Below are 20,266 nucleotides of genomic sequence, written 5' to 3'. Positions count from 1 at the left end.
GAAAAAAAGAGAAAAAGACGATAACTTTTGTACATTTCCGACTTAAAGGAGGGCGCTTATGTATATATCGTTTTCCGTTCCGCCGTTTCCCGTTTTCATTAAAGGTGGTGAGGCGGTTTTTCGAAAAGGAATGAAACATTTTCGACGCACGTTTTCGGTATTTGATTTACTGTATGTGCAAAAAGGAACGTTATATATGACGGAACACGAAGAAACGTTTACCGTTCGGGAAGGAGAATACGTCATTTTATGCCCACAGTTTGAACATTATGGGCATGAACCGTGTGGTGAAGATACGTACTTTATTTGGATTCATTTTTCAGTGCCACAATACGAGCTTGGTGAAAAACAGCCGTATGGATGGAGCGATATTATTGAACGAGAGGCAACGTATGTCGATTATGCGCAATATCGTTTATTTATTCCACAATACGGAAAGTTGAACAAAGTAGGAATGGAGACGATGTTGCAACATATCGTTCGTGAGCAACAAACACCGGATCATTCGTTGGCGCAACAGCTGTTATTTGCACAATGGATCGTTCAATTGCAAAAACAAACGCTTCATATTCCGACAGCTGCCGAGCATGTATGTAGAGAAGCGATGGAATATATTCATCGTCATTATGATCAATCGTTTGAAATGGAGCATCTTGCTTATGCTCTCCGACTTCATCCTGACTACATTTCACGCTGTATGCAAAAAACGATCGGAATGAGTGCGCTGCAATATGTACATGATTATCGGCTGAAAGTAGCAAAGAAAAAATTAGCCGCAACCAACGAGACGGTCGCGGCGATTGCTAAACAAGTCGGATTTGAGGATGGTGCATATTTTTCGCGTGTATTTAAAAAATTAGAAGGGATGACGCCAAGCGAGTATCGCCGTTTTATACAGCGGGCGTAGGCTGCACAAGTAACATACGAAAGCCGTACGGCTCAATTGTCACCGTTTGTTCAGTTATTTGTTCGTTCGTCCAAAGGTTGATGACCGTTTTGTCTTGAAGTGAAAATGGAACGGTCCATGTAAGCGATGCGTCTGCATTGTTTAACACGCAAACGATCGTTTCGTCTTCATATGTTTTCACGTAAGCGATATGATTCGTTTCATCGTTTGCTTCTAACACATGAAATTCGCCAAAGCGCAAGGCACGATATTGTTTGCGCAGTGCAATAAGCGTTTGGACGTGTGCGAATAAATCGCGGTCTTGTTTTTCCTCTTCCCATACCATACATTTACGGCAAAGCGGATCTTGACCGCCAGTTAAACCGATTTCGTCTCCGTAATATATGCATGGCGATCCGCTGAAAGAAAGTTGGAACGTAAACATAAGTTTTACTTTTTCCTTTTGTTCGCCGCATTGGGTGAGAATGCGCGGCGTGTCGTGGCTGCCGAGCAAATTAAAGGCGACTTCGTTTACGTTTTGCGGATAGTTATGCCATACGTGAATGATCGTGTTCGCAAATTCGCTGGCGCGCACATGTCCTTTCGCGAAATAGTTCAGCGCCCCGTTTGTAAACGGATAGTTCATGACGGCATCAAACTGATCTCCGCGCAACCACGGCATCGCATCGTGCCAAATTTCACCGAGAATGTACACGTCCGGTTTGATCGCTTTCACCGCTTGGCGAAACTCGCGCCAAAATTGATGATCGACTTCGTTTGCTACGTCTAATCGCCATCCGTCGATGTCAAATTCGCGAATCCAATATGTTGCGACGTCTAATAAATATTGTTTCACTTCCGGGTTTTCTGTATTTAACTTCGGCATTTCTGGCACGAACGCAAACGTATCGTAATTTGGAATTGGTTTTGTTTGTAACGGAAACTGACGAATATGAAACCAATCTTTATAGCGTGATCTTTCCCCGTTTTTTAATACATCTTGAAACGGAGCGAAATAGTAGCCGCTATGATTAAATACCGCATCAAGCATGATGCGAATGCCTCTGTCATGGCATGCATCAACGAGCCGTTTAAACGTCTGTTTATCGCCAAATTGCGGATCAATTTCAAAATAGTCGATCGTATCGTATTTATGGTTCGACGGGGCTTTAAAAATAGGCGTAAAATAAATGCCGTTAATGCCGAGCTCGACAAGATAGTCTAGCCGTTTCATAATCCCTTCAAAATCGCCGCCAAAAAAGCTTGTTGTTGTCGGATCGACGCTTCCCCATGGGAGCGTATGAGGTGGATTTAATTTCGGATCGCCGTTGGCGAATCGTTCAGGGAAAATTTGATACCAGACGGTGTCTTTCACCCAGCTAGGTGCGTCAAAAACGTCGATGCGGTTTAAAAATGGAAAACAAAAGTAGTATGCGGTATCGTCTGTTGGCGCTTTTTCATAAAAGCCTTTTTCCGTATAGATAAGCACGTTTTCTTCATCGTGCAATTCAAATCCGTAGCGCAAGCGGCGATACGGTGGTTGCACAGCGATAAACCAATAATCAAATAGCGCGTCACAACCGCTTTTTTGCATCGGTTTTTTATCAAATTGCCACGCCCCATCTTCCCATACGTACGGGTCGCCGAAAAGAAGAAAGACAGCATCGACATCATCTTTTTTCGTCCGTAAACGAATATGTAACGTTCGCTCATCGTATGCATAAGCAAACGCATCTTTTGGACGGTGGTAAATCGCTTCTTTTAACATGTTTCAATCACTCCTCTCCATTTTTCGCGCAATCGATTGCGCTTTTGTCACATAGTTGGACATGTTTTCTGCCTTCGTTTAAGGAAGCGGATACAATGCTTATGTTAAGCGTAAAATGAAAGAGATAAAAAAGTCAACATTCATTCAAAAAAAGATGAAAAAAACAGTTGTCAAAGCGGAAAATGTTTGTATAATAAAGATAAAGATTGTGCAATCGTTTTCGCAAAAATGAAAGCGTTTGTACGTATTGCTTAAAACACAGGAGGGGTCGAAATGAAAAAGACGGTATCCATTTTTTCATCGCTTGCGTTGCTTGCAGGTGTGATGGCAGGTTGTGGTCCACAAGATGAGGCAAAGCCAAAAGAAAACGAAAATGAAGGAAAAACAGAAGTAACGGAAGACGGCATGCCGCCGAAACCAGAAAAGCTTGTCGTTTGGGAAGACGTGAAGCGCGGTGTAGCGTTAGAACCGGCGATTAAAGCGTTTGAAGAAAAATACGGCATTAAAGTGGAGTACAAAGAAGTTGAAATGGCAACAAAACAACGCGATCAACTTCGCCTAGATGGTCCGGCTGGCACAGGTCCTGACGTCATTACTGTTCCGCACGACCAAATCGGTCAGCTCGTGACAGAAGGATTAATTCGTGAAATTAACGTCGATCAAGCGGTATTAGATACGTTTACAGAATCTTCGATTGCGGCGCAAATGTATGATGGAAAGTTATACGGACTTCCAAAAGCAGTAGAAACTCCTGTATTCATTTATAACAAAAAATTAATGGACAAAGCGCCAGAAACGATGGACGAATTGTATCAGTTCTCAAAACAGTTTACAAAAGGCGATCAATACGGTTTCTTAGCGCTTTGGGATAACTTCTATTTCGCACATGGCGTTATCGCTGGGATGGGCGGCTACGTATTTAAAAACAATAACGGTGCGTTAGATCGCAACGATATTGGCTTAAATAACGAAGGAGCAGTGAAAGGAACAGAGTATATCCAAAAATGGTATAAAGAGTTGTTCCCGAAAGGAATTATCGGTGAAAACGGCGGTTCAGCGATGGACGGCTTATTCAACGAAGGAAAAGCAGCATCTGTCATGAACGGTCCATGGGCGTTCCAAGGTATGCGTGATGCAGGCATTGATATCGGTGTCGCGCCAATGCCAAAATTGCCAAACGGTGAGCCTGTGAAAACGTTTATGGGTGTAAAAGGCTGGCACGTATCTGCGTTCTCGAAACATCCAGAGTGGGCAACAAAACTTATTGAGTTTATTACAAACGAAGAAAACGCGAAAAAACGTTTTGAGTTAACGCGCGAAATTCCGCCTGTGAAGTCGCTCATTAACGATCCGTTAATCGCAGAAGATGAAGGAGCGAAAGCGGTTGCGATCCAATCGCAATATGCGATTCCAATGCCAAACATTCCTGAAATGGCAGAAGTGTGGGGACCAATGGCGACAGCACTTCAACTTGTCGCAAACCAAAAAGCAGAGCCAAAACAAGCGCTTGATGAAGCTGTAAAAACAATTAAAACGAACATTGAAACAAACCATCCAAGCAAGTAAGAAACGAGCGGTACCTCTCTTGTAGAGGTACTGCTTCAACTTTCTTTTCTTTGTTTATTCATTCACATTTAAGTGCGCTCCTCGCCATTGTTTAGAAAGGAGACAAAATCAATGGAAACACCAATGTATCAATCGAATCATCGGAAAATTGCCCTCGGTTTATCCATTATTCCGGGATTTGGTCAATTGTATAATCGTCAATACGTGAAAGGTATTTCATTTTTTATTTTAGCTGCGTCTTTTCTTATCGTTTTTAAAGATTTATTAAATATGGGATGGTGGGGAATCTTTACACTCGGCGAAGTCGTTGGACGTGACCATTCCATTTTCTTGCTTGTCGAAGGGATTTTAGCCGTTATTATTTCCGTGTTTGGTCTCGGTTTTTATGCGTTTAACTTGCGCGATGCTTATAAAAATGGGCAAAAGCGCGATTTAGGGTTGAAAATTAGCTCGTTGCGCGAGCAATATCGTGCGCTCGTCGACAACGGCTTTCCATATTTAATGATTTCACCAGGTTTTATTTTGCTTGTATTCGTCGTCATTTTCCCGATTATTTTCGTTGTCTTATTGGCGTTTACAAACTATGACTTATATCATTCTCCGCCAGCTAAACTCGTTGACTGGGTTGGGTTTCAAAACTTCATTGATTTAGTGAAGCTCGATCTTTGGCGAAAAACGTTTATTAACGTCCTTGCTTGGACGATCGTTTGGACGTTCGGGGCAACGACGTTGCAAATTGCGCTCGGTATTTTCTTAGCGATTATTGTGAACCAAAAAGATTTAAAAGGAAAAGCGATCATTCGGACGATTTTCATTTTACCTTGGGCTGTTCCTGCGTTCGTGACGATTCTCGTCTTTTCCGGCATGTTTAACGAATCGTTCGGGGTCATTAATAAAACGATTTTAGCATCATTAGGCATCGGACCGATCGAGTGGATGACCGATCCATTTTGGACGAAAGTTGCCCTTATTTTGATTCAAACGTGGCTCGGGTTCCCATTCGTCTTTGCGATGACAACGGGGGTATTGCAGGCGATTCCGAACGAATTGTACGAGGCAGCGACAGTCGATGGTGCTTCAAGTTGGCAAAAGTTTACAAAAATTACTCTTCCGCTTGTGTTGTATGCCACAGCGCCGATTTTAATTACGCAATATACGTTTAACTTTAACAACTTTAACATCATTTACTTATTTAATGGTGGCGGCCCTGCGGTATCCGGGCAAAATGCCGGTGCGACAGACATTTTAATTTCATGGATTTATCGTTTAACGATGACATCTGCGCAATATTCGAAAGCAGCGGCGATTACGTTATTGCTTTCGCTCGTTGTCGTATCTGTTGCATTATGGCAGTTTAGAAGAACAAAATCATTTAAAGAAGAGGATATGATGTAATATGGATATGAAAAGACAAAAACTCATTCGGCTTACGTTGTCGTATGCAGTCATTTTGGTGATGACGATCATTATCGTCTATCCGCTTCTTTGGGTCGTTGGCTCGTCGTTTAACCCGGGGCAAAGTTTGTCCGGTTCGAAAATGATTCCAGACAACGCCACGCTTGCCCATTACAAAAAATTGTTTGATACGTCGCAAAGCGACTATTTGACTTGGTATTGGAACTCGTTAAAAATTTCAACGTTGACGATGATTTTTTCGGTCATTTTAGTTAGTTTAACGGCGTATTCATTTTCGCGTTATCGTTTTATCGGGCGTCAAAACGGGCTCATGACGTTTTTAATTTTGCAGATGATTCCAAACTTTGCGGCGCTCATTGCGATTTTCATTTTAGCGCTTTTAACGGGATTAGTTGATACGCATTTAGGGTTAATTCTCGTATACGTCGGCGGTGCCATTCCGATGAATACGTGGCTCATGAAAGGATATTTAGATACGATTCCGAAAGAGCTTGATGAATCGGCGAAAATTGACGGAGCAGGGCACTTGCGCATTTTCTTCCAAATCGTTTTACCGCTTGCGAAGCCAATTATTGCGGTCGTGGCGCTCTTTACGTTTATTGCACCGTTTGGTGACTTCATTTTAGCGAGCGTTTTGCTGCGCAGCAAAGAAAAATATACGCTAGCGGTCGGATTGTACGATTTAGTGGCGAAGCAGTTCGGTAGCGAATTTACAACGTTTGCGGCAGGTTCGGTATTAATTGCTGTGCCGATCGCTATTCTCTTCCTTTCATTCCAAAAGTATTTCGTCTCTGGTTTAACGGCAGGTGGAACAAAAGGATGAGAAACGAAAGGAAAGAATCGTTTTGGTTCTTTCCTTTCTTACTATTTAGAGATATATTAACATAAGAAGCTTTGGAATGAATGGGGAGTGAAATGAAATGAAACGTGTATTTCGTGCGCTACTTATTTTTGTTTTGTTGTTGTCCGTGACGACGCCAGCGAGTGCGAAAACGGAGCGAGCGTGGCAAGATGAGCGCATTTATTTTATTATGGTCGACCGTTTTAATAACGGGAATCCGAAAAACGATTACGATGTCAATGTGCATGATCCGAAAGCATACCATGGCGGTGATTTGCAAGGGATTATTGACAAGCTCGACTACATAAAGGAAATGGGCTTTACAGCCATTTGGCTGACGCCGATTTTTGCGAATGAAAAGGGCGGGTATCACGGCTATTGGATTGAAGACTTTTATAAAGTAGAAGAGCATTTTGGAACGGTTGATGACTTCAAACGGCTTGTGAAAGAAGCGCATAAACGCGATATGAAAGTTATTTTAGATTTCGTTGTCAATCATACGGGCTACAATCATCCGTGGCTAAATGATCCAGCGAAAAAAGATTGGTTTCATGAGAAAAAAGACATTTTTAATTGGGCGAACCAACAAGAAGTAGAAAACGGTTGGTTGTTTGGCCTCCCGGATTTAGCGCAAGAAAATCCGGAAGTGAAAGCGTATTTATTCGATGTCGCGAAATGGTGGATAAAAGAAACAGACGTTGACGGATATCGTTTAGATACGGTGAAACATGTGCCAAAATCGTTTTGGGACGAGTTTTCAAAAGAAGTGAAGTCGGTGAAACAAGACTTTTTCCTTCTTGGAGAAGTATGGCATGACGATCCGCGCTATGTCGCGGAATATGGGAAGCATGGCATCGATGCGTTAATTGACTTTCCGTTTTACAAAGAGGCGTCAACCATTTTTTCAAACGTCGATCAATCGATCGAGCCGCTTTACAACGTATGGAAGCGAAATGCGGCGTTTTATGATCGACCGTATTTGCTCGGAACGTTTTTAGATAATCACGATACCGTTCGGTTTACGCGTTTAGCGTTGCAAAATCGCATCAATCCGGTGACGCGTTTAAAGCTCGGATTGACGTATTTGTTTGCAGCGCCGGGCATGCCAATCATGTACTATGGAACAGAAATTGCGCTTGATGGCGGGGAAGATCCAGATAACCGTCGTTTAATGAATTTCCGTACCGATAAAGAGCTCGTTGACTATGTGACAAAGCTCGGGGAATTGCGTGAAAAACTTCCGTCGCTTCGTCGCGGTGATTTTGAATTGCTTTATGAAAAAGACGGCATGGCTCTGTTTAAACGGACGTATGAAAAGGAAACGACGGTAATTGCGATTAACAATACATCAAAAACGCAAAAAGTGACGCTCGACGATGAGCTAGAACAAGGAAAAGAATTGCGCGGGTTGCTGGCGGGAGATTTAGTGCGCAGCAAAGACGGCAAGTACGACATCATTTTAGATCGCGAAACGGCGGAAATTTACGTGCTTGCGCCAAAAACGGGATTAAACATTCCGTTTATTGCGGCGCTTCTTGCGGTATATACGGCATTTGGTCTGTTTTTATACTTCGCGCGCAAACGAAAAGCATAATGATGATGGGGGAGAGAGCATGCTAGAAGATACAAGTTTTGCGATTCGGCCGGTCGATCAGACAGATGAATCGGAAAGATGGCAACCGATTGGACATGTGCAAAAAATTGAAGGAAAAAAGCAAATATTTGCATTTACGTGCGAGCGGGCATCGGGTAAAATACATTTTTATCGTGATGATATCGTTCGAGTGACGATCGATCCGTTCGACCAAAAGTACGTCTCTGTCAGTCCTGCGGTCGTTGCGATGCATAAACACGATACCGTCAACGGTTGTTGTAAACGGTGAACAACGAGCGGTAGAGGAAGCGGCAATTGTTTTGTAAGAGATGGGGGATTTTTTATGACAGTAACAATTAAAGATGTAGCGAAGCGAGCGAATGTCGCACCATCGACTGTTTCACGTGTCATCGCAGATAGCCCGCGCATTAGCGAGAAAACGAAGAAAAAAGTGCGCGAGGCGATGAAAGAGCTTGGCTATCATCCGAATTTTATCGCGCGCAGCTTAGCAAATAAGTCGACGCAAGTCATCGGCTTAATTATGCCAAGCTCAGCGGATAAGGCGTTTCAAAACCCGTTTTTCCCAGAAGTCATTCGCGGCATCAGTAAAGCGGTGCACGATCGTCAATATGCGCTGCAGTTATCGACGGGGGAAACGGAAGCGGAAATTTACGATGGCGTCGTGCATATGGTACAAGGAAAGCGCGTCGATGGAGTCATTTTGCTGTATTCGCGTGCGAACGATAAAATTATGGCGTATTTGCAAAAAGAAGACGTGCCGTTTGTCGTCATCGGGAAACCGCATAAAAAAGCGGAGGAAATTACACATGTCGATAACGATAACGTGCGCGCGGCGCGCGAGGCGACAGAATATTTAATTGAACTCGGTCATGAGCGCATCGCTTTTGTCGGCGGAAACGTCAATCTCATTGTGACGATGGATCGTTTGCGCGGATATGAAAAAGCGTTAAAATCGGCAGGGCTGACGTATCGAAAAGATTACATTGTACATGAAGAGTTTTTAAAAGAAGGCGGACAAGAGGCGATGAAAGAGCTGCTTTCACTCGCTGAGCCGCCAACTGCGCTCGTTGTCGCCGACGATTTAATGGCGCTCGGTGTCTTAAATACGCTTGCAGAAATGGGCTTAAGCGTGCCAACGGATTTATCGATCGTCAGCTTTAACAACGTCCTTTTATCGGAAATTTCCCGTCCGCCGTTAACGTCGGTAGACATTAACATTTTCCAACTTGGCTTTGAAGCGGCAAGAAATTTAATACAACAAATCGAAAATCCGAATGAGCCGATTAAACGAATTATCATTCCACATACGCTCGTGAAACGATTTTCGTGCGATTACTACAAAGCGCCTTCTGAATAAGAAGGTGCTTTTTTCGTAAACAGGATAGGCAAGAAGAAAAAAATGGTGTATCATATGATTAACATCATGTTCTTTGAAAACGCATATACGATGAGCAAGTACGGTGCATACAAACGTATGCTGAAAAGGGAAGAACGGTGCAAAGCCGTCGCGGTACCCGCCACTGTGATGGGGAGTTTCGTTGCAACGTGCCACTGATTTTTTGGGAAGGCGCAGCGAAATGATGAACCTAAGCCAGGAGACCTGCCTGCTTGCGATACGTCGGCTGCCTACGGGAATATAGGTAGACGTGCGGGAACGATGGACGTTATAGCGATGATGTATGCTTAGATGGCGTATGCTCTATTTTTTGAATCTTTCGTTTTTTCTGCACCTCTGCCTAGGGGTGCTTTTTTTATTTTTGATAAAAGGAGCGAAGATATATGGCGACGTGGAATTTGCAAGGAACGAAGCATCATGTGCTCATTTGCAACGGAGGGAGCTGCATGCGAAAGGGAGGAGAGGAGGTGACGCAAGCCATTCGTGATGAAATTGATCAACTTCAACTACATGCCGACGTGCATACGACGCGAACGAGGTGCAACGGTCGCTGTGAAGATGCGTGTGTTGTTATCGTGTATCCAGAAGGTGTTTGGTATCGTACGATCGATGAGCACGTTGCACGGGACATTGTCCGAAAACATATACGTGATGGCGACATGTTATGTGATTACGTGACGTACACATATGATGAAAATTTTAAGATGCCGAAATATAGTCAGGCGACAAGGGGGAAAGAAAAGTGAGAAAAAAAACATGGTGGATGACGATTTGTATTGCTGTGTACATTCTTTTCGCCCTTTCTCCATCTGCATATGCGATGCATATTATGGAAGGATTTTTACCTTGGCATTGGGCGCTCGTTTGGTGGTTACTCTTTTTGCCATTTTTCTTTGTTGGCATGCGCCATGTTTCACATTTGATGAAACAAAAGCCGGAGGTGAAACTACTTCTTGCGTTCGCGACGGCGTTTACATTCGTTCTCTCGGCATTAAAAATTCCATCGGTGACGGGAAGTAGCTCGCATCCGACTGGGACAGGACTTGGTGCGCTTTTATTTGGACCGTTTATTATGACGGTCATCGGTACAGCAGTGCTATTATTTCAAGCGCTTTTGCTGGCGCATGGAGGTTTGACGACGCTAGGGGCGAATGCTTTTTCTATGGCTGTTGTTGGTCCGCTCGTTGCGTACGGTTTGTTTGTTATATGTAAAAAGTGTGGAATATCCGTGCGTATATCCGTCTTTTTAGCAGCGATGATGGCTGATTTGGCGACATACGTCATGACGTCGTTTCAGCTCGCCCTAGCATTTCCAGATGTGACAAGCGGCGTATGGGGCGCATTTTTGAAATTCGCTTCCATTTTTGCACTGACACAAGTTCCGCTTGCGATTACGGAAGGACTTCTTACCGTTGTTGTATGGAACTTTTTGCATACGTACTCGAAGCGAGAGTTAGATGTGTTAGAGGAGAGAGGAGTGTTTTTTAAATGAGCAATCGTCTATTGTTGTTCATTGCCGCTCTGTTGATCGTGTTGCCGCTATTTATTGTGAAAAATACGGAGTTCGCTGGGACTGATACGCTTGCGGAAGAAATGATTCAACAAACCGCTCCGCATTATGAACCGTGGTTTCATGTTTTATTTGAGCCGCCAGGCGGTGAGGTAGAGACGTTGCTATTTTCGGTACAAGCAGCGCTCGGTGCTGGAGTGATTGGATATATTATCGGGCTATATAAAGGGCGAAAGCGAAATGGTTAGTTGGCTTGACGAATGGGCTTATCGAAACAAGCTTGCTAAATTAAATGTCACATTTAAATTGATGCTTACGTGTATGTTGCTCATATGGGCGTTATGTGGAACGAATGTCGTTCGCTGTATCATTATCGTTTGGCTATTCGTCTGGCTTCTTTATCATGCGCGCTTACCTTGGCGTGTTTGTGTTCACTTTTTTATTGTTATAGTTCTTATCATGATCGGAAGCTGTGTTCCACTTCTTTTTACCGTTGATCGAACGATTCACTTTGTCGGTGAAAATATGGCGGAAGTGGCGACGATTTGCTTGAGGGCATTGGCAAGTTCGTTTACTCTCTTTTTTCTCGCGATCACAACGCCGTTTTTTCGCATTGCTCATGCATTAAGCAAATGGCACGTCCCGAAAGCATTTATTGAGCTATTGTTGTTGACGTATCGCTTCATTTTTGTGTTAGAAAAAGCAGCGATGCATTTGTTTATGACGGTGCGAATAAAAAATGGCGAACGAAGTTGGCGCCTCGCCTCACTTGCCGTTGCACAACTGTTTCGCCAAACGATGCGCGACTATGAAGCAACGATCATTGCACAAGAGGCGAGGAACGCATCATTTGTTTTTCCGATTTGTGCGGACGAACAATTGCCGCGAAAATATGTGATCGAAACATGTGTGTGGCTCGTTGTTTTACTTATGATGGAGGGCTTATATGTTAACGTTTCATGATGTTCATTATACGTACCAAAACGGCGCATATGTGCTAAAAGGTGTATCGCTTACGATTGAGCGTGGGAAAAAATATGCGTTAATTGGGAAAAATGGTTGTGGAAAAACGACATGGCTCCTTCATGCAAACGGCATTTACCGTCCGACGAGAGGAGACGTGTATTGGGAAGGAAAAAAGGTAGAAGATCGGCGGTTAAGGCGCGAGTTACGACAACATGTCGGCGTCGTTTTTCAAAACCCAGAACACCAATTTTTAGCTCCGACCATTGAAGAAGAACTGGCGATTAGTTTGGAATCAAATCGTGAGCGGATGGATGAAGTGATGGAGCAGTTTTCACTTCATCGATGGAGAGATATACCGATTCACCACTTAAGTCTTGGACAAAAAAAATGGTTATCGCTTGCGGTAGCTATGGCTCCGCAACCTCGCTTACTTATTGTCGATGAGCCTTCTGCTTATTTAGACGGTTTGCAAAGCGAGCGCTTAATCAGTAAATTAAATGAGTTGCACGAAGCAGGTACGACGCTTGTCGTTATTACACATGATCTCGATTTTGTTTGGCAGTGGGCGGACGAAGTGTTTGTCATGCATGATGGGCGCATCGTTTTGCACGGAACACCTGCCTTTGTATTTACACAAACGAATATATTTCGTGAACTTCATTTCCCATTACCGCTTCTTTTACGCATATGGGAGTATGAGAAGAAGACGTATACTGAACAACAATTCGCGCAATGGATTGAACGATGGAAAAAGGGGTGAAGATATATGGCGGGAAAACTGTTTGTTGTTGGCTTTGGACCGGGAAGTGTGGATCATATGACGAAACGGGCGCGTGAAGCGATAGCGGAAAGCGACGTCATTGTCGGATACAAAACGTATGTTGATTTAGTAATGGATCTCATTCATGGAAAAGAAGTCATTTGTACTGGAATGACGGAAGAAGTAAGCAGGGCCCAAGAGGCGATCAAGCAAGCGGAGCGCGGCAAAAAGGTAGCTGTCATTTCAAGCGGAGATGCTGGACTTTATGGAATGGCGGGACTCGTTTATGAAGTGTTAATTGAAAAAGGATGGAAAAAAGAAACAGGAGTCGAAGTGGAAGTTATCCCAGGTATTTCAGCGATTCATTCTTGCGCTGCTTTGTTAGGGGCACCGATTATGCACGATGCATGTACGATTAGTTTAAGCGATCATTTAACTCCGTGGCATATGATTGCGAAAAGAATTGAAGCGGCTGCCGCAGCGGATTTTGTCATTGCGCTATACAATCCAAAAAGTGGCCGCCGTACGCAACAAATCGTTGAAGCGCAGCGCATTTTATTAACATATCGTTCGCCAAATACGCCCGTTGGACTTGTCAAAAGCGCGTATCGCGAGCGGCAACATGTCGTCATTACAAATTTAGGAGATATGTTACAACATGAGATTGGTATGCTAACGACTGTCATTATCGGAAACTCTTCTACATTCGTTCATGATGGTTTGATGATTACCCCGCGCGGTTACGAGCGAAAATATACGCTATCAAGCGCTGTCCAACCGTTAAAGCCGCATGAACGGTTACGGCCAGAAGCAGAACCGTGGGCGCTCGCGAACGTGCGCACATTAGCGGAAGAAGCATATGAAAAAGTGACGTCTCCAAAAAAGATGGAACGGTTAGAAGTAGCGATTAGTCCGGGAGTGGCAAATAAAACGTTGACACCACAACAAATGACGAATATTGCACGCATCGTTGGCGAACGAGGGACGATTGTGTATACTCCTGATCATTATTTAAAGGTGACAATGGAAACAGAGCGACCGGATGAAGTCATTGCCTCTTTTTTAGCAGCAGGATTAACAGTTGCGCCAGTTGGGGATGTGCTTGTGATGAAAGCGTGCGATTTTTGCGACGGGGAGAAAAAAGATGCCATTCCTTATGCTGAACAGTTGTATAAGCAATTTGGTGGGACGTCTTTACCGAAAGAGTTACGTCTCGGATTTAATGGGTGCGGTATGGCGTGTTACGGTGCAGTAAATGAAGATATTGGCGTCGTTTATCGAAAAGGGGCATTTGATTTATTTTTAGGAGGAAAAACAGTGGGAAGAAACGCTCATCCGGGTCAGCTTGTTGCTGAAGGAATTCATCCAGATGACATTGTTGCCACGATTGCACGTATTATTGAGCAATACAAGGAAGAAGCATATACAAAAGAACGTTTCCATACATTTTTTGAACGAAAAAAAGAAGTCGGTGGCTTTGTTTACGGACAAACAATGAAAGTAGAGCCAGCTGCATGTGGGGAGTGAAAAAGATGAAAGCTATTTTATTTGTTGGACACGGAAGCCGTGATGAAGAAGGGAACGAACAAGTTCGCCAGTTTGTACAAACGATCCGTCCGCAAATCGATAAAGCGTTTTATGTGCATACATGTTTTTTAGAGTTTGGTGTTCCATCGGTCATTGACGGCATTGCTCATTGTGTGGAACAGGGAGCGAAAGATGTCGTCATCATTCCGATTATTTTGCTACCAGCTGGTCATTCGAAATTACATATTCCAGCAGCCATTGATGAAGCGAAACAACGCTATCCGCACGTTTCGTTTACGTATGGACGACCGCTTGGCATTCACGATGCAACATTTACGATTTTACAAGATCGTTTAAAAGAAGCAGAGGTTGTTTTAGATGAGCATACGGCGATCATTTTACTTGGGCGCGGCGGGAGCGATCCAGATGCCAATAGCGATTTATATAAAATTGCCCGTTTATTTTGGGAGCGAAATAAACAGGCGATCGTTGAACCAGCGTTTATGGGCGTCACAAATCCTTCATTAGATGAGGCTGTTGTCAGATGTGTCAAGCTCGGAGCAAAAAAAATCGTTGTTTTACCTTACTTTTTATTTACAGGTGTGCTTATTAAGCGATTAGAAAAGAAAGTTTCTGAGTTTCAAAGCATGTATCCGCACATGTCATTTGTACTGGCGCATTATTTCGGCTTTCATCCGTCGCTACAAACGATTGTGCTCGATCGCTTACAAGAAGCAATAGGTGATTTCGTGTCAATGAATTGCGATACGTGTCAATATCGCATTCATGTCGCTGAACACCATCACCATCATCACCATCATCACGAACATTGAGGTGAAACGAATGATTATGATGCTATCTGGAACGAGTGATGCACGTCAATTGGCTTTAGCGATTCGCGATGCTGGATATGATGTGTTTGCAACAGTTGTGACGGAGCATGCAGCAGAACAAATGGCACATGTTGGATTGCATGCGCATGTCGGACGTTTAACAGCGTGTGAAATGGTTCAGCTTATTCAACAACAAGGAGTGACAGCGATTGTTGATGCGAGCCATCCGTTTGCGGAAGAAGCGTCGCGTCAAGCGATGAAAGCGGCAGGAGAAGCAAATGTTCCGTACATTCGGTATGAACGAAAAGAAAGCGTCATTACGTACGATCGCGTTACATTTGTTGATAGTTATGAAGCCGCAGCGCAGTATGCAGCAAATAAAAAAGGGGTAGTGATGTTGACGACGGGAAGTAAAACGTTGCCGATTTTTGCTGAGATGTTGCTTCCGCTTCCTGATGTTCGTTTAATTGCCCGCATGTTGCCGCGAAAAGACAACATGGAATTGTGTGAGCAATTGCACTTTCCGCAAGAAAACATTATCGCGATGCAAGGTCCATTTACGAAACAATTAGATATTGCTTTGATGCAACATTTCGGTGTGACGCTTCTTGTGACGAAAGAAAGCGGACAAGTTGGATTTGTCGATGAAAAAATTGCAGCAGCCCAAGAACTTGGCATTGAAACGGTCGTTATTCGTCGGCCGAAACTTTCTTATCCCGTCGTTTATCACGAGTTTTCTGACGTCATTCGCGCGTTAGAGGAAATAAAAATGAAAGGAGAAAAATAAATGGATTTTCGAACAACGTTTCGCCCGTTAACTGTTCAGCCAGAACAAATTGAACAAAAAAGCTTTCAAATCATTGATGAAGAAATCGGAGAACACTCGTTTACAAACGAACAATATGCGGTTGTTCAGCGCGTCATTCATGCGAGCGCTGATTTTGAATTAGGGAAAAGTTTATTGTTTCATCCACGTGCGATTGAAGCGGGCATTTCAGCGATTCGCGCAGGAAAAAAAGTCGTTGCTGATGTGCAAATGGTGCAAGTTGGAATAAACAAAGCACGTCTTGAAAAATATGGTGGGAGTGTGCACGTGTATATTTCTGATGATGATGTCATGAAAGAGGCGAAGCGATTAAACACGACGCGAGCAATTGTTGCGATGCGCAAAGGAGTAAAGGAGGCGGATGGAGGAATATTTGCGATCGGGAATGCGCCGACAGCGCTTCTTGAGCTTATTCGTCTCGTGAAAGAAGGGGAAGCGCGCCCAGGACTCATTATCGGTTTACCGGTCGGCTTTGTTTCGGCAGCGGAATCGAAAGAAGAATTAGCAAAGCTTGACGTGCCGTTTATTACGAACGTTGGACGAAAAGGGGGGAGCACGGTTACGGTTGCCGCTTTAAATGCCTTGTCTATTTTAGCGGAGCGAGAATAAGTATGGAGAAAGAAAAATTGCGCGAAGGATATACGACTGGTGCATGTGCAACGGCTGCGACAAAAGCGGCGTTATGTGCGCTTATTACTGGAAGGAAACAAACAGAAGCGACAATTATGTTGCCGATCGGGCGGGAAGTCACTTTTCCGATCGTTTCTTGTGAAATTGAGAAAGATCGAGCGAGCGCGACCGTAGTGAAAGATGGGGGGGACGATCCTGATGTGACGCACGGTGCTTCTATTGTTGCGACAGTTTGCTGGGCGGAAGAAGGAATTCATATCGACGGAGGAGAAGGAGTCGGAAGAGCAACGAAACCGGGATTGCCTATTCCAGTTGGCGAAGCAGCGATTAATCCCGTACCGCGTCAAATGATGACGGACGTCGCCCGTCATTTACTGATCGAGCATCGTTTAACACGTGGAGTACGCATTATCATTTCTGTTCCAAATGGAGAGGAAATAGCGAAAAAAACGTTAAACGCGCGCCTTGGGATCGTTGGTGGCATTTCTATTTTAGGAACTCGTGGCATCGTCGTTCCGTTTTCCACGTCCGCGTACCGAGCAAGTATTGTACGCGCGCTCGAAGTGGCGGTTGCTTGCGGTTGTGATCACGTTGTTCTCACGACAGGCGGAAGAAGCGAAACGTATGCGATGAAACAATATCCTCATTTGAAAGAAGAAGCATTTATTGAAATGGGCGATTTTGTTGGATTTACGTTGAAACAATGTAAAAGGCTTCGGATTCAAACGGTGTCGCTCGTTGGGATGATGGGGAAATTTTCAAAAGTCGCCCAAGGCATCATGATGGTTCATTCTAAAAGTGCGCCTGTTGACTTTCAATTTTTGGCAGAAGTTGCGAAGCAAGCGGGTGCTCCGAAGCCCCTCATTGAAGCGGTGAAACAAGCGAATACTGCGTCACAAGTTGGAGATATGATGTATGAAGCAGGATATTTATCGTTTTTCGATTTGTTATGTGATTATTGTTGTCAACATGCGTTGCGGGAAGTGAATGGAGGAATGATCGTTGAAACGACACTTTATACATTAAAAGGACAACGGTTAGGAAGGGCGGTGCGAAACGATGGAGCGAATGAAATTAATCGGAATTGGAGCTGATGGAAGAAATTCTCTTCCTTCGCTGTATGAACGATGGATTCATGAAAGCGAGCGGCTCGTTGGCGGAGAAAGGCACCTATCTTTTTTTCCGCACTACAAAGGGGAAAAAATCGTCATTCGAAGCAACTTATCATCGCTTTTTGAAACGCTTGTAAACGAGCCGAAAAAAACGGTCATTTTAGCATCCGGTGATCCGCTATTTTACGGAATCGGTAGTTATTTAGCGAAAAAAGTTCCGATTGAAGTATATCCCTCTGTCAGTTCTCTCCAATGGGCGTTTGCGAAAATGGGGGAAAGCTGGCACGATGCATATGTCGTTAGTTTGCACGGACGTTCGATAAAAGGGCTTGCTCAGCGTATAGATGGAAAAGAAAAAGTAGCCATTTTAACAGATGAAACGAACGATCCACGTGCGATTGCTTCATATCTTTTAGAATATGGGATGACAGAATATGAGGCGTTTGTTGGGGAGAACCTTGGGGGAGAAAACGAACGTTGTCGATTTATGACGTTAGAAGAGATGAAAGATGGTATGTTCGCTTCCTTAAATATTGTTGTTTTACGACGTGTCCATAAAGGACCGAGTTGGACGTTTGGTATAGAGGATGAAGAGTTTTTTCAGCGGAAACCAGAAAAAGGGCTTATTACGAAAAAAGAAGTTCGCGTCTTAAGCTTGCAAGCGCTTTGCCTTCATGAAAAAAGCGTCGTGTGGGATATCGGGACGTGTACAGGATCGGTAGCGATTGAAGCAGCAAAAATGGCTCGTGAAGGAGCCATATTTGCGATTGAGAAAAACGCTCATGACATAGAAATATGTCAGAAAAATATGAAAAAGTTTCGTGCGGATTTTACACTTGTTCACGGTCGAGCGCCAGAACATTTAGAACAGTTTCCTGATCCAGATGCCGTCTTTATTGGAGGGACATCAGGAAGTTTACGGGATATTGTTGCGGTTTGTTGCGCACGGTTAAAACAAGGGGGACGCATCGTCGTGAATGCGGTGACGATTGAAACGCTATATGAAGCGATGGAAGCGTTTCGGCAATATGGGTATCATGCCGATATTTTGCTTGCCCAATTTTCACGAAGCAAACCGATTTTACAATTGACACGTTTTGATGCGTTAAATCCAATTTATATTATTTCAGCACGAAAGGATGAAAAAAATGATCGGTAAGTTATATGGCATAGGCGTTGGTCCGGGCGATCCTGAACTATTGACGGTAAAAGCGTTTCGGCGTTTAAAAGAAGCAGATGTCATTGCCTATCCGAAAAAGACAAACGGCAGTAAAAGTTATGCGCAACAAATTGTAGAGGCATACTTTTCCCCATCCGAAAAGCATATGCTTGGCCTCGTTTTTCCGATGACAAAAGATGAAAACGTGCTGCGCGAAAAATGGGATGAAACGGTAAATGATGTATGGGAACATTTGCGCCAAGGAAAACATGTTGCATTCGTGACGGAAGGAGATCCGCTTTTGTATAGCACGTGTATTCATTTTATGCGCACGATGCAAATGAAATATCCAGATGTATCGATCGAAATCGTTCCCGGTGTTTCTTCTATCAATGGGGCGGCAGCACGGTTGCAATTACCGCTAGCTGATGGGGATGAGACGATTGCGATCGTTCCCGCACGAGATGATTACGACGCAATGAAAAAAGCGATCGAAGCGCATGATTGTGTCATTTTTTTAAAAGTCGCGAAAGTGATGCCGCTTCTTTTATCGATTTTAAAAGAGATGAACTTAACAAAAAAAGCGGCAGTTGTGACGAAAGTGACGTCACATGAAGAAGTGCTATGGGACATCGGGCAATTAGAACATGTGTCGTTGCCATATTTAACGTTGATGGTGGTGAGAAAGTGAAAATATATATTGTTGGAGCTGGTCCGGGAGCGAGCGATTTAATTACAGTCAGAGGAATGAAGTTGTTGCAGCGAGCGGATGCGATTTTTTATACTGATTCACTCGTCAATGAAGAGCTGCTTACATATGCGAAAAGAGAAGCGCGTATTTTTCGTACGTCTGGCATGCATTTACAACAAATCGTTTCGCTTATGTGTGAAGAAGTAAAGAAAGGACACGTTGTCGTGCGGCTTCATACAGGCGATCCGTCGATTTATGGAGCGACGTTGGAACAAATTGCTCTTTTGAAAAAAGAGGGAATCGACGTAGAAATTGTACCAGGAGTCAGTTCAGCATTTGCTGCTGCCGCTGCGGCGCAAGTGGAGTTGACGGTGCCGAACTTAACGCAAACGGTTATTTTTACGCGTGCAGAAGGAAGAACGCCTGTACCAGAAAAAGAACAGCTCGCTTCTCTTGCTAAACATCATTGTACGATTGCCCTATTTTTAAGCGCGACGTTAACGAAAAAAATAACTGCTGCTCTTCTTGAAGCGGGATGGAGCGATCGAACGCCTGTCGTTGTTGTGTATAAGGCGACGTGGCCAGACGAAAAAATTGTACGCACAACGGTTGGTATGCTTCATGAAGATATGCAGCGTCACGGCATTCGCCAACACGCTCTTATTTTAGCGGGATGGGCGCTTTCGAATGAACTAGATGAATCGTATCGCTCGAAATTGTACGATGAAACATTTACTCACGGCTATCGCAAGGGAGGGAAGTGA

At 43.9% G+C, this 20,266-nt stretch carries 21 protein-coding genes and 1 riboswitch; of the genes, 20 read left to right on the top strand and 1 reads right to left on the bottom strand.

Annotated elements, in window-relative coordinates:
- The first annotated feature begins 58 nt into the window (after nt 1-58).
- Nucleotides 59-907 carry a helix-turn-helix domain-containing protein gene (locus tag EKC99_RS03500; RefSeq protein ID WP_064221305.1) on the top strand — a complete coding sequence of 283 codons (849 nt, stop codon included), beginning with the start codon at nt 59-61 and terminating at the stop codon, nt 905-907.
- Here EKC99_RS03500 and EKC99_RS03495 read toward each other — a convergent pair.
- Complete coding sequence (locus EKC99_RS03495) at nt 891-2,654, bottom strand: alpha-glycosidase (RefSeq protein ID WP_163150553.1); 1,764 nt, start codon at nt 2,652-2,654, stop codon at nt 891-893. The genes EKC99_RS03500 and EKC99_RS03495 overlap by 17 nt on opposite strands.
- 273 nt (nt 2,655-2,927) lie before the next feature.
- On the opposite strand from EKC99_RS03495, the gene EKC99_RS03490 reads away from it, so the two are divergent.
- The 19 genes from EKC99_RS03490 to cobM all read left to right on the top strand — a co-directional run bounded on the left by EKC99_RS03490 (nt 2,928) and on the right by cobM (nt 20,266).
- On the top strand, nt 2,928-4,220 hold the full coding sequence (locus tag EKC99_RS03490; RefSeq protein WP_163150551.1) for an extracellular solute-binding protein: 1,293 nt from the start codon (nt 2,928-2,930) through the stop codon (nt 4,218-4,220).
- A 111-nt stretch (nt 4,221-4,331) separates the two neighbouring features.
- Nucleotides 4,332-5,615: a carbohydrate ABC transporter permease gene (locus EKC99_RS03485; RefSeq protein WP_163150549.1), complete on the top strand. Its 1,284-nt coding sequence runs from the start codon at nt 4,332-4,334 to the stop codon at nt 5,613-5,615.
- 1 nt (nt 5,616) lies between these two features.
- Nucleotides 5,617-6,459, top strand: coding sequence for a sugar ABC transporter permease (locus EKC99_RS03480; RefSeq protein ID WP_009361935.1), 843 nt, complete (start codon nt 5,617-5,619; stop codon nt 6,457-6,459).
- A 97-nt stretch (nt 6,460-6,556) separates the two neighbouring features.
- Nucleotides 6,557-8,071 (top strand): alpha-amylase family glycosyl hydrolase, encoded by a 1,515-nt coding sequence (locus EKC99_RS03475; protein ID WP_163150547.1) that lies wholly within the window; start codon nt 6,557-6,559, stop codon nt 8,069-8,071.
- A gap of 19 nt (nt 8,072-8,090) precedes the next feature.
- Nucleotides 8,091-8,360 (top strand): DUF4968 domain-containing protein, encoded by a 270-nt coding sequence (locus tag EKC99_RS03470; RefSeq protein ID WP_240468792.1) that lies wholly within the window; start codon nt 8,091-8,093, stop codon nt 8,358-8,360.
- 54 nt (nt 8,361-8,414) lie between these two features.
- On the top strand, nt 8,415-9,449 hold the full coding sequence (locus EKC99_RS03465) for a LacI family DNA-binding transcriptional regulator (RefSeq protein ID WP_019417910.1): 1,035 nt from the start codon (nt 8,415-8,417) through the stop codon (nt 9,447-9,449).
- A gap of 83 nt (nt 9,450-9,532) precedes the next feature.
- Nucleotides 9,533-9,714: riboswitch (cobalamin riboswitch) on the top strand.
- Nucleotides 9,715-9,871: 157 nt separating this feature from the next.
- Nucleotides 9,872-10,234: a (2Fe-2S) ferredoxin domain-containing protein gene (locus EKC99_RS03460; RefSeq protein WP_019417908.1), complete on the top strand. Its 363-nt coding sequence runs from the start codon at nt 9,872-9,874 to the stop codon at nt 10,232-10,234.
- 17 nt (nt 10,235-10,251) lie between these two features.
- Nucleotides 10,252-10,980 carry an energy-coupling factor ABC transporter permease gene (locus EKC99_RS03455; RefSeq protein WP_033383458.1) on the top strand — a complete coding sequence of 243 codons (729 nt, stop codon included), beginning with the start codon at nt 10,252-10,254 and terminating at the stop codon, nt 10,978-10,980.
- Nucleotides 10,977-11,246 (top strand): energy-coupling factor ABC transporter substrate-binding protein, encoded by a 270-nt coding sequence (locus tag EKC99_RS03450; RefSeq protein ID WP_163150545.1) that lies wholly within the window; start codon nt 10,977-10,979, stop codon nt 11,244-11,246. Before EKC99_RS03455 ends, EKC99_RS03450 begins: the two co-directional genes overlap by 4 nt.
- Entirely contained in the window at nt 11,239-11,961 is a 723-nt protein-coding gene (locus EKC99_RS03445; RefSeq protein ID WP_021094020.1) for a CbiQ family ECF transporter T component, read from the top strand. The genes EKC99_RS03450 and EKC99_RS03445 overlap by 8 nt, the downstream gene beginning before the upstream one ends.
- Nucleotides 11,945-12,724 carry an energy-coupling factor ABC transporter ATP-binding protein gene (locus EKC99_RS03440; RefSeq protein WP_163150543.1) on the top strand — a complete coding sequence of 260 codons (780 nt, stop codon included), beginning with the start codon at nt 11,945-11,947 and terminating at the stop codon, nt 12,722-12,724. The genes EKC99_RS03445 and EKC99_RS03440 overlap by 17 nt, the downstream gene beginning before the upstream one ends.
- 6 nt (nt 12,725-12,730) lie before the next feature.
- Complete coding sequence (gene cobJ / locus EKC99_RS03435) at nt 12,731-14,251, top strand: precorrin-3B C(17)-methyltransferase (protein ID WP_163150541.1); 1,521 nt, start codon at nt 12,731-12,733, stop codon at nt 14,249-14,251.
- Nucleotides 14,252-14,256: 5 nt separating this feature from the next.
- Nucleotides 14,257-15,084 (top strand): sirohydrochlorin chelatase, encoded by an 828-nt coding sequence (locus EKC99_RS03430; protein WP_163150540.1) that lies wholly within the window; start codon nt 14,257-14,259, stop codon nt 15,082-15,084.
- A 10-nt stretch (nt 15,085-15,094) separates the two neighbouring features.
- Nucleotides 15,095-15,871 (top strand): precorrin-6A reductase, encoded by a 777-nt coding sequence (gene cobK / locus EKC99_RS03425; RefSeq protein WP_163150538.1) that lies wholly within the window; start codon nt 15,095-15,097, stop codon nt 15,869-15,871.
- Nucleotides 15,872-16,519, top strand: coding sequence for a precorrin-8X methylmutase (locus EKC99_RS03420; protein WP_163150536.1), 648 nt, complete (start codon nt 15,872-15,874; stop codon nt 16,517-16,519). It abuts the gene before it with no gap.
- A gap of 2 nt (nt 16,520-16,521) precedes the next feature.
- Nucleotides 16,522-17,634: a cobalt-precorrin-5B (C(1))-methyltransferase gene (locus EKC99_RS03415; protein WP_163150534.1), complete on the top strand. Its 1,113-nt coding sequence runs from the start codon at nt 16,522-16,524 to the stop codon at nt 17,632-17,634.
- Nucleotides 17,600-18,811, top strand: coding sequence for a precorrin-6y C5,15-methyltransferase (decarboxylating) subunit CbiE (gene cbiE, locus EKC99_RS03410; RefSeq protein ID WP_163150532.1), 1,212 nt, complete (start codon nt 17,600-17,602; stop codon nt 18,809-18,811). Before EKC99_RS03415 ends, cbiE begins: the two co-directional genes overlap by 35 nt.
- Nucleotides 18,801-19,502: a precorrin-2 C(20)-methyltransferase gene (cobI, locus tag EKC99_RS03405; protein ID WP_021094028.1), complete on the top strand. Its 702-nt coding sequence runs from the start codon at nt 18,801-18,803 to the stop codon at nt 19,500-19,502. The genes cbiE and cobI overlap by 11 nt, the downstream gene beginning before the upstream one ends.
- Nucleotides 19,499-20,266, top strand: coding sequence for a precorrin-4 C(11)-methyltransferase (cobM, locus tag EKC99_RS03400; protein WP_021094029.1), 768 nt, complete (start codon nt 19,499-19,501; stop codon nt 20,264-20,266). Before cobI ends, cobM begins: the two co-directional genes overlap by 4 nt.

Origin of the sequence: Anoxybacillus sp. MB8 (assembly GCF_011006755.1) — a bacterium.
Lineage (GTDB): Bacteria > Bacillota > Bacilli > Bacillales > Anoxybacillaceae > Anoxybacillus > Anoxybacillus gonensis.
The sequence above is the reverse complement of the archived record's forward strand: the minus strand, read 5'-3'. Positions and strand labels throughout refer to the sequence as shown.